Source organism: Gluconacetobacter sp. (assembly GCF_047721585.1).
Taxonomy (GTDB): domain Bacteria; phylum Pseudomonadota; class Alphaproteobacteria; order Acetobacterales; family Acetobacteraceae; genus Gluconacetobacter; species Gluconacetobacter dulcium.
In genome coordinates this window covers 1-11605 of sequence record NZ_JBDNXE010000123.1, presented here as the reverse complement: position 1 = coordinate 11605, position 11605 = coordinate 1, and the positions used below count along the sequence as shown (strand labels likewise).

10 protein-coding genes and 1 riboswitch are annotated in these 11605 nt (G+C 63.7%); of the genes, 7 read left to right on the top strand and 3 right to left on the bottom strand.

Annotation, left to right across the window (positions count from 1 at the left end):
• The 6 genes from ABF821_RS17100 to ABF821_RS17075 all read left to right on the top strand — a co-directional run.
• Positions 1-210: hypothetical protein (locus tag ABF821_RS17100; protein ID WP_415530907.1), on the top strand; the 210-nt coding region annotated here is incomplete at its 5' end.
• Positions 211-1023: 813 nt separating this feature from the next.
• The gene (locus tag ABF821_RS17095) at positions 1024-3357 is read left to right on the top strand and encodes a TonB-dependent receptor (RefSeq protein WP_415530906.1); all 2334 of its coding nucleotides are present in this window, start codon (positions 1024-1026) and stop codon (positions 3355-3357) included.
• Between the two features lie 66 nt (positions 3358-3423).
• Positions 3424-3504, top strand: a riboswitch (Fluoride riboswitch).
• Between the two features lie 129 nt (positions 3505-3633).
• Positions 3634-4482 carry a universal stress protein gene (locus tag ABF821_RS17090; protein WP_415530905.1) on the top strand — a complete coding sequence of 283 codons (849 nt, stop codon included), beginning with the start codon at positions 3634-3636 and terminating at the stop codon, positions 4480-4482.
• Positions 4479-4904: a CrcB family protein gene (locus ABF821_RS17085; RefSeq protein WP_182975597.1), complete on the top strand. Its 426-nt coding sequence runs from the start codon at positions 4479-4481 to the stop codon at positions 4902-4904. Before ABF821_RS17090 ends, ABF821_RS17085 begins: the two co-directional genes overlap by 4 nt.
• On the top strand, positions 4904-5308 hold the full coding sequence (locus tag ABF821_RS17080; RefSeq protein ID WP_415530903.1) for a hypothetical protein: 405 nt from the start codon (positions 4904-4906) through the stop codon (positions 5306-5308). Before ABF821_RS17085 ends, ABF821_RS17080 begins: the two co-directional genes overlap by 1 nt.
• A 126-nt stretch (positions 5309-5434) precedes the next feature.
• The gene (locus ABF821_RS17075; RefSeq protein ID WP_415530908.1) at positions 5435-6889 is read left to right on the top strand and encodes a phosphomannomutase; all 1455 of its coding nucleotides are present in this window, start codon (positions 5435-5437) and stop codon (positions 6887-6889) included.
• A gap of 258 nt (positions 6890-7147) precedes the next feature.
• Here ABF821_RS17075 and ABF821_RS17070 read toward each other — a convergent pair whose 3' ends face one another.
• Together ABF821_RS17070 and ABF821_RS17065 are read right to left on the bottom strand one after the other, a co-directional pair.
• Positions 7148-7408: a hypothetical protein gene (locus tag ABF821_RS17070; RefSeq protein ID WP_415530902.1), complete on the bottom strand. Its 261-nt coding sequence runs from the start codon at positions 7406-7408 to the stop codon at positions 7148-7150.
• The gene (locus ABF821_RS17065; RefSeq protein WP_415530901.1) at positions 7408-9546 is read right to left on the bottom strand and encodes a catalase; all 2139 of its coding nucleotides are present in this window, start codon (positions 9544-9546) and stop codon (positions 7408-7410) included. The genes ABF821_RS17070 and ABF821_RS17065 overlap by 1 nt, the downstream gene beginning before the upstream one ends.
• A gap of 502 nt (positions 9547-10048) precedes the next feature.
• On the opposite strand from ABF821_RS17065, the gene ABF821_RS17060 reads away from it, so the two are divergent.
• On the top strand, positions 10049-10354 hold the full coding sequence (locus ABF821_RS17060; protein WP_415530900.1) for a plasmid stabilization protein: 306 nt from the start codon (positions 10049-10051) through the stop codon (positions 10352-10354).
• A gap of 80 nt (positions 10355-10434) precedes the next feature.
• Here ABF821_RS17060 and ligD read toward each other — a convergent pair whose 3' ends face one another.
• Positions 10435-11337 (bottom strand): non-homologous end-joining DNA ligase, encoded by a 903-nt coding sequence (ligD, locus tag ABF821_RS17055; protein WP_415530898.1) that lies wholly within the window; start codon positions 11335-11337, stop codon positions 10435-10437.
• Positions 11338-11605: the final 268 nt, after the last annotated feature.

Below are 11605 nucleotides of genomic sequence, written 5' to 3'. Positions count from 1 at the left end.
TCAAAAACCACCGATTATGAGTCGGCTCGCTGCATTCATGCCGAAACAATCCGGCGCTCGGCTTGGAATGGTATCAAAAACTACCATTCCAGCTTACCATTATATACATTGCCATATCTTAAATATTTCTTTTTTTCTTTGTTTAGAATTACCATATTAGGAAGTGTTCTTTTTCCTTCTTTTAGTAGAACAAATTGCTTCTATGGTTGACGCCTGACGCGGATTGTCGCCGACCTCAGTGGCTCCCACCGGCGAGGTGGGGCGCTTCACATGTGGGGCAAACATTGTCTCCAGAAGAGCTCTTGGCTCTTCCGAACGGCGTCCCGATTGAGATGTAGGCGACGGGATAGCCCCGCGACACGCACTTACGAGGGCCTCGGCATTCGCACCGTCCAGTGATCTTCAGGGTAGTATGCGGCCTTCAGACTGGCGCGAGACAGGGTCGCCTCTTGTGGCTCCCGCGGCGTTCAGGTGACGTGTCCGGCGCTTCACGGCATAATGGCAAGGTCTCCGGGCCGCTATCATCCGGACTGGGCTGCGTGTTGCGTGAACTCTGAGTTCAACGTCCAGCGGACTGACCGCCAGCACCGCATCGGATCACCGGCCTGAATATGCAGGCCAGGCTGCGACAGAAACCGGCAAGAACCCTATGAACCCTCTACGGTTACGCACGCAGACCGTCGAGCCGGTCTTCAGCATCATCAAAAACCTCATGGGCTGCTCTCGATTGCACCTCCGGGGCCTCGCAAAAGGCGCAACAGAATGATCCCTGGTGGTCCTCGCGGATAATTGCCGCAGGATCACCCGACCGACAGTCGCGTAAACGCGGATGCCTTCGTCACTCATCATTACCGCACAGCCCGGTAGCCTGCTTGAGCATTGTCCCCTCGCCGGACGGACGGGTTTCTGTTGCAGGGATACAACATATCTTGCGGCGCTCCGCTCTTCATGTCGCTACCGATTGAAACATTATAACGTACCATATATAGGGTCAGGGCCTTCATACGAACAGGATCGCCCTGAATGAGTTCACCTCGACCCGCGCTTCGCATGGCCGCTATTTTGCTTGCGGGAACCGCACTTGCCCTTCCGCAGGCCGTCCGTGCCCAGACCGCCGATCCCTCCCCGCCCGCTTCCGCCGCGACCCCGGCCACGGCCACGGCCACGGCCACAGATACGGCCACAGATACGGCCGCGCAGCAGGACACGTCGTCCCGGTCGTCTTTCACGCGCTCTACCGACCGTGTGCTGCCTGACGGGAGCGTGGAAGCGACCACCGAGGAACATATCGTGGTCAACGCGCATCTGGACGTGACGCGCGCGGCCCTTCAACCCTCGACCGGCGCCACGATCTATCGTTTCACGCGGCGCGATATCGAAACCATCCCCGGCGGCGACAACGCGCCGCTGAATACCGTGCTGTTGCAAGCCCCCGGCGTGGCGCAGGACAGCTACGGCCAGATCCATATCCGCGGCGACCATAACGAAGTGCAGTTTCGCCTCGATGGCGTGGAACTACCCGAGGGCATGAGTGTGTTCGGCCAGGCGCTGATGACGCGCTTCGCCCATTCGATGTCGCTGACGACCGGCGCGCTGCCCAGCGAATATGGCTTTCTGCAAGCGGGCGTCATCGACATCACGACCAAGACCGGCAGCGCCGATCCGGGTGGGTCCGTGTCGATCTATGGCGGCGCGCGCGATTACTTCTTCCCGTCGCTGCAATATGGCGGCCATGCGGGGAAATGGGATTATTTCGCCACCGCCGATTTCGTGCATGACCGGGTGGGGATCGAAAACCCGACACCCGATTTCAATGCCCTGCATGATCTGACGAACCAGTACCATTTCCTGGGCCATCTGCGCTATACGGCGGACGAGAACACGCGCGTCAGCCTGACGGCCGGCGTGTCGAACGCCGAATACCAGCTTCCGAACAACCCCGGTCAGCAGAGGCAGTTTGCCAATCCGTCCTTTCTGGACAGCGCGCTGTCGCAGACTCTTTATGGCAGCGTCGATAGTGCCAGCCTGAACGAGCGCCAGAAGCAGATCACGGATTTCGGGATCCTGTCGCTACAGAAGGATATGGGCACGGTCAGCCTGCAGAGTTCCGCCATCGTCCGCTATAGTTCGCTGGGCTATTCGCCGGACCCGCTGGGCGATCTGGTCTATAACGGCATTGCCCAGCGCGCCCAGCGATCGGTCTTCTCGTCGGGTTCGCAGACCGACGTGACTTGGCGTGCCAATGCACAGCATACCGTGCGCTTCGGTTATCAGGTCTATGTCGAACGCAATATTTCCAAGACGGATTCGACCGTCTATCCGCAGACCGGCGTCGATGACGACGGTAACGCGGAGTTCGGCGACCAGACGCTCGCGATCCATGACGGCAATGGCCGCACCGGCTGGATGTACGGTCTGTATGCCCAGGACGAGTGGCGTCCGGTGCGCAACCTGACCATCAATTACGGCCTGCGTTTCGACGGGGTCGATGAATATACCCATTCCAAGCAGGTCAGTCCGCGCATCAACATCGTCTATCAACCCTGGCATGGCGGCACGTTCCATGCCGGCTATTCACGCTATTACACCCCGCCGCCGTTCGAACTGGTGGGTGGGACGTCATTGAACAAATTCGCCAACACTTCCGCGGCGCCGGGGACCTTGCAGGACACCACCGTCAAGGCGGAACGCGATCACTATTTCGACGCCGGCTTCGCCCAGGAAATCCTGCCCGGCTGGCATGCGTCGTTCGATGCCTATGTCAAGCTGGCGAAGAACCTGATCGACGAGGGGCAGTTCGGATCGCCGATCATCCTGTCCGCCTTCAATTACCGGCGCGGGCAGGTGCATGGCTATGAATTCGCCACCAATTACGAACACGGTCCTTTCAGCGTCTATGGCAATTTCGCGTGGTCGCGGGCGATCGGCAAGGACATCACCACCGCTCAGTGGAATTTCAGTCCGGACGATCTGGCCTATATCCAGCACCGGTGGATCCATCTGGACCACGACCAGCGATGGACGGCATCGGCCGGGGCCAGCTACACGGCGTTCTATCGCACCGGCCATCCGTTGCGCCTGTCCGCGACCATGGTCTATGGCAGCGGCCTGCGGCAGGACAGCGACATTCCCAATGGGGGCGTCATCCCGCAATATGAGACCTTCAACCTCTCGGCCGTGCAGTCGTTCCAGGACCTGTTTCATATCCCGTTCCTGAAGCGCACGCAGTTGCGGCTGGACGTGATCAACCTGTTCGACAAGCGTTACGAATTGCGCAGCGGCACCGGCATCGGTGTGGGCGCGCCGCAATACGGTCTGCGGCGGACCATCCTGACCGGTATCGAGCAGCGTTTCTGACCTGTGCGGCTGGCGGTAGCGCCCCGCCAGCCGCGCCCGTGACAGACCGGGGGTACCCGTGGCCAGATCGGGGCCGGCCATGGGTTCTGCCTGACCCGATACGGGTCGAACCGCCTCGCCGTCGAGGCTGATGATTCCTACCCGGCCCGAAAGGGCATGATGGGAGGAATCTGTTCATGCACTCTGCTCGCCCCTACGCACGTTCCGGAACGCGCGCCCGCTTCCGCCATGGGATGATACGTCTCGTCCTACGCTGGAAGCACTGAGGGGGCGGCGATGCGGATACTTGCCATTCTGGACCGGCCGGAAACGGCCCTGTTCACGCTTCAGGCCGCAGGCGAACTGGCCCGGCGGCAGGGCGGGCAGGAGATCCGGCTGCTTCATCCCAAGCGCGCGACCGATCCGGCCTTCCTGGCACCCGACGAAGGAATTCCGACGCCTGCCCGGCGTAGCGCCTTCATCCGGCAGGTCGCCTTGCGCGCGGAGCGGCTGCATGGCATCGCCCGGACATGGATCGGGGCGGCCACCCACCCGGCGGTCGTCCAGGCGCGTTGGATCGAGATCGCGGGCGATACCCGAAGGATCGTGGCCCAGGAAGCGCGGAATGCCGATCTGGTGGTCATCAGTCGCCCCTGCGCCGGGGATCGGGACGATATCGGGCAGGCCCTGGCCGGTGCCCTGTACGATGCCGGGGCGCTGGTTCTGATCGCCCCCTTGCAGGCTTACCCCACCATCGGCCAGCGCCCGGTCGTCGCGTGGCATCCCTCGCCCGCCCTCGACCGGGTACTGGATACGGCCCGGCCGCTTCTGAACACGGCCGGGCACGTCACCTTCGTGATCGGCGCGGAACACGATACGTCCGAAGCGCCACCGAAGTTGGCCGGTGAATTGATCGCGCGCGGTATTCCGGTCACGATCGACCGGTTCGTCGCCCCGCGTGACAGGCTCGGCGAGGAGATCCGCGCGCATGCGCTGGCGGCCGGGGGCGACCTGCTGATGATGGGCGCCTATACCCACGCGCGCTTTGTCGAATGGCTGTTCGGCGGCCCTACGCGCGACCTGCTCGCGCACGCCACGCTGCCCATCCTTACCTGTCATCACGGCATCGAAGACCTTACGGCATGACCTCCAACCTGTTGACGACCCTTGGCATCGCCCTTGCCGGCGCGTGCGGAACCCTGATGCGCTACTGGATTGGTCTGGCGACCGCGCGCATCAGCCAGACCCTCCCCTGGGGTACGATCCTGATCAACATGTCCGGATCGTTCGCCATCGCGTTCTTCGGCACGCTGACGCTGGGCAATGCGCGCTTCCAGGTGTCGGATACCGCCCGACTGATGTTCATGGTCGGCATCTGCGGGGGGTACACCACCTTTTCATCATTCACGCTCCAGACGCTGGACCTGCTGCGCGGTGGGGCGCCGGGGCGGGCGGCGCTGAATATCGTGCTCTCCATCACACTGGGCATGGCAAGCGTGACCGCCGGGTACGTTGCCGCCCAGGCACTCAACCCGCCACCCCCCGCAAGCGAATCGGAAGAATCGTAATGGACACGCCGCCTGACTGCCGCATCAGCGCAATCATTCCCTGCAACGACATCGACGCGGCCGAACGCTGGTGGAACAGGCTGGGGTTTTTCGGGCCGGCCGACGGGGATGGGGATTATCGCATCCTGTCCAACCGGGAAGGTGCCGCGATTCACCTCCAGCCCGCCGTGCCCGGATGGGTGGTACCCGGCCGAAACCCGTTCGGCGTCTATCTGTCCACGCCCCATGTCGACCAACTCGCCCAGGCGGCGGGGGGCGCCGTTCTCGGCCCGGTGCAGGCGCCCCGCCATACCGAATGGGGCATGTACGAATTCGCCCTCAATGGTCCGGACGACCTGCTTGTCCGCATCGGCTGGCCGAGCCGCCTGCTGCCGGCGCAGGGAATGGACGCTCTTTCCCCCTGATGGTACAGAAAGGCCATTGATGAAGGGAAACGGGGCCTGCGCCATACGTTTGCCGAAAATGGATGCCCAGACGCCCGTCTGGATCGTCGTTTTTTGAGAGAATGCCGCATGAAAATAGCCGAATGGATGGAACAGTCCGGAGTGGCCTTTGGCACCAGTGGCGCCCGTGGGCTGGTCACCGCGATGACGGACGCGGTCTGCTTCGCCTATACGGTCGGCTATCTCCGGCATCTTGCCACGCTTGGCGAATTCGCCCCCGGAACGCCCGTCGCGGTGGCGGGCGACCTGCGCCCCAGTACGCCGCGCATCCTGCGGGCCTGCGTGGCCGCCATCGCGCATATGCAGGGCAAGCCGGTCTTCTGCGGTTATGTGCCCACCCCCGCCCTGTGCCTGCATGCCTTCGCGCAGGGCTATCCGTCGCTGATGGTCACCGGCAGCCATATCCCCGCCGACCGCAACGGCATCAAGTTCAACCGCGCGCGTGGCGAATTCCTCAAATCCGACGAAGCGGCCATGCGGACACAGGATGTGGTGCTGCCCGAAGGCTGGTTCGATGCCGATGGCGTGCTGGTCGCATCCGTCGACCTGCCCGACCTGACGGATGTCGTGCCGGGCTATGTCGCGCGCTATCGCGCGTTCTTCGGCCCTGACGCGCTGGCCGGACTGCGACTGGGGGTCTATCAGCACTCCGCCGTCGGGCGCGATGTGCTGATGCTGATCGTCGAGGCCCTGGGCGGAACGGCCGTGCCGCTGGGCCGTTCGACGAGTTTCATCCCCGTCGATACCGAGGCCGTGCGCCCCGAGGATGCCGTGCTGGCCCGTGAATGGGCGGCGGACGGCAAGCTGGATGCCATCCTGACGACCGATGGGGATTCCGACCGGCCGCTGCTGGCCGACGCGCAGGGCAACTGGCTGCGGGGCGACGTGCTGGGCATTCTGGCCGCGCGCTTCCTCGGTGCGGCGGCCGTGACCACCCCGGTCAGCAGCAATACGGCGCTGGAGAAAAGCGGCTTCGCACGCGATGTCCGGCGCACGCGCATCGGCTCGCCTTTCGTCGTCGCCGCCATGACCGAAGCAGCCGAGGCCGGGGTGACGCCCTCCGTGGGCTATGAAGCCAATGGTGGCTTTCTGCTGGCCACCGACATTGCGCAGGACGGCCGGACGCTGGACGCCCTGCCCACGCGCGATTCCGTGCTGCCGATGCTGTGCGCCCTGGTCGCCGCCCGCCGGGCGAATACCAGCCTTGCCGCCCTCGTCGCCACCCTGCCGCCACGCTTCACGCTCAGCGATCGGCTGGTGAACATGCCGACCGCGCAGAGCCTGGCGGAAATCGAGAGGCTCAGCCGGAACCCGGCCGAGGGCGCGATGGGACTGGGCTTCATCGAAACTGCCGAAGATCTGGCCCATGTCGACCAGACGGACGGGTTGCGCATGACGTTCGCCAATAACGAGATCATCCATCTGCGCCCCTCGGGCAACGCACCGGAACTGCGCGTCTATGTCGAAGCCGATACCCCCGAACGGGCGGCGGACCTGCTGAAGACGGGCATCGGCGCCGTGAGCGTGTGGAAAGAGCGTTGAAGGAAAGCCGTTGAACGGCTTCCCGATCGGGCGGCCGCCGGGACGAAACTGCCCGGCGTGACGCCTGGAAGGTGTAGCTGCGGTGGGTATCGTCCTCCGAAACGATGAACCTGCGGGAGCTGTTCTTTACGCGTTTTTTCCCTGTCTCCCCGGTCGGGCCATCGGCGCCGGCTGGTGGCGGTGACGCGCGTCTTCTGCGTCACCGCCAGGGTCAGGGTCAGGCGCCGCCTTGCGCCATATTGGTGTTGATCCGCCCGGTCAGCGGCCTGATCCGGCGGCGTATGCTGGCGGCGATAGGCCGCGCCTCAGAAGATCGAGCCGGTATCGGTCTTTCGTCATCCTGACGGCGGCTCGGACGCCGGGCTGCGCCGTCACGGCCGTGATGAAGAGATCCGCTGCCTCGGCCCTTTGCAGGGCCTCCGCCGTGCACGGAAGAATGTGCCCTTCCTCGTCGCGGGCCGGTATGGCGAGGGCATAGGCCGGCCGCGTGACGGCGAGAGCCCCACCGGGCAGGACCATCACGCTCCGGCGTCGAGATCGACCTTCGCTTCGCGGTCCCAGAAGCGAAGCGCATGGCATGCCGTCACGAAGCCGTCCACGTCGGCATCCGTCTTCAGAACCATGCAGCCATCGTCGAGATCATCGGCCAGGCCAGCTTTCGCGAACAGCGCGATCGCTTCCGCGGCGTAGCCGATGAATTTGCAATGGGCGAAGGCGTCGGTCACGAAATCCCTGGCCGCCGCATCGCCCGCGAGCCGCGTCGCCCCGTCCGCCGAAATGATCACCGCCACCGCGTCGAACAGCACGGAGGGGCCGCCGTCGATCTTCTGCTGTGCCGGCAGAGCCCTGCCGTCGGAGAGAGTCACGCCGCCAATCTTCGGCGCGACGATTTCATAGATGGCCTTTTCCTTTTCCGCCGCCGTGACCAAGGCATCGAACAGGCCGGCGTCCGCCCCATCGGTCAAAAGGATGCCGAATTTGCGGCCGGCGAAGCTGTGGGGACCGTTCCTGACGATGCTCAGTGCGTTCGAGGGAGGCAGGTCGGCGATGACGGGACGGGCCGCCTTCGCCGGTTCGGGCAGCGGCAAGCCCAACCCGTTGGCGACCGTTGCCGCCAGGTTCTCGTCGATATGGCGCAGGTGCGAGACGACGCGGGCGCGGATATCCGCTCGCTCGACCTTGCTGAGTTCGAAGGTGATGGCGTCGCCGATATGTTTCTGTTCGATCGGCGTCTGGCTGATCACGAATTGCCGCGCCTGGCTGTAATGGTCGGCGAAGCTCTCGGGCCGGAGGCGGACCTTGGGGCCGGTTTCCTCCGCCGCGAAACTGCGGAAGCCGCGCACCGGGTCTTCGCGCGGGCCGCCGGCTTCGCCCCAGCTATTGGGTTCGTAATTGGCACGGCCGATCGGGTTGCGCATCGCCATGTGCCCGTCCTGCTGGAAATGGGCCATCGGGCATTTGGGCGCGTTGATGGGGATATGGGTGAAATTGGGGCTGCCCAATCGCTTGATCTGGGTATCGAGATAGGAAAAATTGCGCCCCTGGAGCAGCGGATCGTTCGAGAAATCAATGCCCGGCGGCACGTTCTGGGTGCAGAAGGCCACCTGCTCGGTCTCGGCGAAGAAATTATCGACCACGCGATTGAGCACCAGCCGGCCGACGATCCGTACCGGCACGTCTTCTTCCGGGATCAGTTTGGTGGGGTCGAGCACGTCGAACGCGAATTTCTCGGCGAAAGCCTCGTCGAAAAGCTGAACCCCGAGCTCCCATTCCGGGAAATCGCCGCTGGTGATGGCGTTCCACAGATCGCGGCGGTGAAAATCGGGGTCGGCGCCGTTGATCTTGACCGCCTCGTTCCAGACCACCGATTGCAGGCGCAGCTTGGGTTTCCAGTGGAATTTCACGAAGGTCGAGCGACCCTGCGCGTCGAGCAGGCGGAACGTATGCACGGCGAACCCTTCCATGAAGCGGAAGGAGCGCGGAATGGCGCGGTCCGACATGACCCACATGATCATGTGCAGGCTTTCCGGCGTCAGCGATATGAAGTCCCAGAAATTGTCGTGGGCCGACTGAGCCTGCGGAAAATCACGATCCGGTGCCGGCTTGACCGCATGGACCATGTCCGGAAACTTGATCGCATCCTGGATGAAGAAGACCGGGATATTGTTACCAACGAGGTCCCAGTTGCCTTCCTGCGTATAGAGCTTGACCGCGAAGCCACGCACGTCACGCGCCAGGTCGAACGAGCCCTTGGCGCCCGCGACGGTCGAAAACCGCACGAAGGCCGGCGTGCGCTCGCCGACGCGCTGGAAGATATCCGCGCGCGTTACGTCCGCCAGGCTGTCGGTCAGTTCGAAATAACCATGCGCGCCGTAACCACGGGCATGGACCACACGCTCGGGGATACGTTCATGGTCGAAATGGAAGATCTTCTCGCGAAAATGGAAATCTTCCATCAACGCGGGGCCTCGGGCGCCGTAACGTAGCGTGTTCTGGTCGTCGGCGACCGGCGCGCCCTGCGCTGTCGTCAGCGTCGCCACGTCGCCGCCGGCGACCTGATGCGTCTCGCCGCCGGCTCCCTTCGTCACCTCGCCGGCCCCGGCCGAGTCGGAAATTTTCTTCGGCGCCGCGCCCGGCTTCTTTCCCTTGGTGGTCATGATCTCTCTCCTCGTCGTCATTGCAGACAGGGCGCCGGGATCGCCGCTCCAGGGGATCGACCGCCACGCCCGACATCGTCCTGTTGCTACGCATGGCATGAGGAGAGGTTCCAAACTTATATCCGGTAAAAGCTGTTTTCCGTAATATCCTTGCCGATATAATATATATATTTTCTATTTATTCATCATGCCGACATAAAATAGCGAGCCGGAATCGTCAGATTGAACATCAAACAAGGACATATAAGATATAATTTTTCCTTTATCGGATGATATCAATGGAAATTTTTACCTATCGGATATTCGTTTTTCATTGATGGTGGCAGAATGGCGGCCCACTATCGGGATATTCCACTCCCTGCGCTGCCGGCCCATAGGAAACGCGTTCCTTCGTTTGCAGCCCGGAGAACTTTTCTCGCTGTCCGGCCTTGTCATCGGATGCGGTCGCGGGCCTGCAAAGAACATGAGGCCGCGTTCACTCTGGGGACCGGGAGCATCGACTATGCCGCGCGGCGACAAGTCCGCCTACACGGACAAGCAGAAGAGACAGGCCGAGCATATCGAGCAGAGCTACGAGCAGCGTGGCGTCAGCGAGGAAGAAGCCGAACGCCGGGCGTGGGCCACCGTCAACAAGGAGATCGGTGGCGGCAAGAAGAGCGGTTCCGGCAGGGGGCACGCCGTAACCCATGAACCTTCCCGCAAGGGCGGCAGGCTGGGAGGCGCGGCGGCCGCTGAACGCTCGCCGGAAGAACGCGCGGCATCGGCGAAAAAAGCGGCTGAGACCCGCAGGAAGAATGCCGGTCAATAGCAGATTTGGCACGCAGGCTCAGTCCGGGTGCCCGCAGGGCGAGCCATAAATCTTCCGCGAAAAGGGATAACATGTCGCCGTCAGGGCTGGATCGGGCGGCGCGCTGTGTGGAATGCCGCCCATGGGTCGGCGCGGCGCGCGGTAAGCCGCGTAAAGGCATTGTTGACCGTGAACTGCGCCGATCCGGTAATCTGCCCCAGTTCATCCCAGGACAGGGGCATCGAGACCGGGGCGCCGGCGCGGGCGCGGGTCGAGTATGGCGCGACGGAGGTCGCGCCCCGCTGGTTGCGCAGGTAGTCGAGCAGGATCTTCCCGTGGCGCTTCGCTTTGGTGATCGTCGCGATGTAGCGGTCCGGACGGTCGGCGGCCATTGTCTGGGCGAGCGTTCGGGAGAACGCCTTCACCTTTTCCCAATCCGCCTCGGGTTTCAGAGGCGCCACGACATGCAGCCCCTTTCCGCCGGAGGTCTTGACGAAGGGCGTGAGGCCGGATGCCTCCAGATGCTCGCGCACGTCGCGCGCGGCGTCGATGACCCGTTCCCAGGCCACGCCCTCGCCGGGGTCGAGATCCATGACCAGTTGGTCCGGCCGCTCCCAGTCGCGGCAGGCCGCGCCCCAGGGGTGGATTTCCAGCGCCGCCGACTGCACCAGACCCATGAGGCCGTCGAGATCGTCGATGCCGATCAGATGCTCTACCGTGTCGGTGGCCGGATCGTCCAATGTCCGGATGTGGGCGTTCATGCCCTTCCAGGCGTTCTTCTGGAAGAAACGCGGCCCGTCGATGCCTTCCGGGCAGCGCAGCAGCGCCAGCGGACGATCGACGATGAACGGCGCGATGCGTGGCCATATGGCGGCGTAGTAGTCGGCCAGACCGTCCTTGGTGATGCCGGCATCGGGCCAGTATAGCCGGTCCGGATGGGTCAGGGCGACGGTGCGCTTCTGTTCGGCCCCAGGTCGGGCGGAACCTGTTTCGGGAGCAGGCATTTCACTTACGACCTCCGATGCGGCTTGTCGTCGCGGATGCCCCGGAAGAGGGCGGGCCGCCGCCTGCCATCCGCCGTCCGGGCGCGAAACGCCTGGGCGCCATCATGGACCTGGATCAGTGCGTGCTTACGCGACGAAACAGCATCGGGGGGGATCGGCCGGGCGGCGTGGCCCCCCCCCCCCCCCCGCCCCCCCGCGAGGGTGTTTGTGTGCCGCGGTGGTATCGACCCATTGGGGGGCCCCCCCCGTTGGCGGTGAGGGGGGGCCC

What these genes read in the sequence shown, in the direction of transcription:
- ABF821_RS17095 (WP_415530906.1), top strand. Translation starts at nt 1,024, where the DNA reads ATGAGTTCACCTCGACCCGCGCTTCGCATGGCCGCTATTTTGCTTGCG.
- ABF821_RS17075 (WP_415530908.1), top strand. Translation starts at nt 5,435, where the DNA reads ATGGAACAGTCCGGAGTGGCCTTTGGCACCAGTGGCGCCCGTGGGCTG.
- ABF821_RS17080 (WP_415530903.1), top strand. Translation starts at nt 4,904, where the DNA reads ATGGACACGCCGCCTGACTGCCGCATCAGCGCAATCATTCCCTGCAAC.
- ligD (WP_415530898.1), bottom strand. Translation starts at nt 11,337, where the DNA reads ATGCCTGCTCCCGAAACAGGTTCCGCCCGACCTGGGGCCGAACAGAAG.
- ABF821_RS17085 (WP_182975597.1), top strand. Translation starts at nt 4,479, where the DNA reads ATGACCTCCAACCTGTTGACGACCCTTGGCATCGCCCTTGCCGGCGCG.
- ABF821_RS17060 (WP_415530900.1), top strand. Translation starts at nt 10,049, where the DNA reads ATGCCGCGCGGCGACAAGTCCGCCTACACGGACAAGCAGAAGAGACAG.
- ABF821_RS17090 (WP_415530905.1), top strand. Translation starts at nt 3,634, where the DNA reads ATGCGGATACTTGCCATTCTGGACCGGCCGGAAACGGCCCTGTTCACG.
- ABF821_RS17065 (WP_415530901.1), bottom strand. Translation starts at nt 9,546, where the DNA reads ATGACCACCAAGGGAAAGAAGCCGGGCGCGGCGCCGAAGAAAATTTCC.
- ABF821_RS17070 (WP_415530902.1), bottom strand. Translation starts at nt 7,408, where the DNA reads ATGGTCCTGCCCGGTGGGGCTCTCGCCGTCACGCGGCCGGCCTATGCC.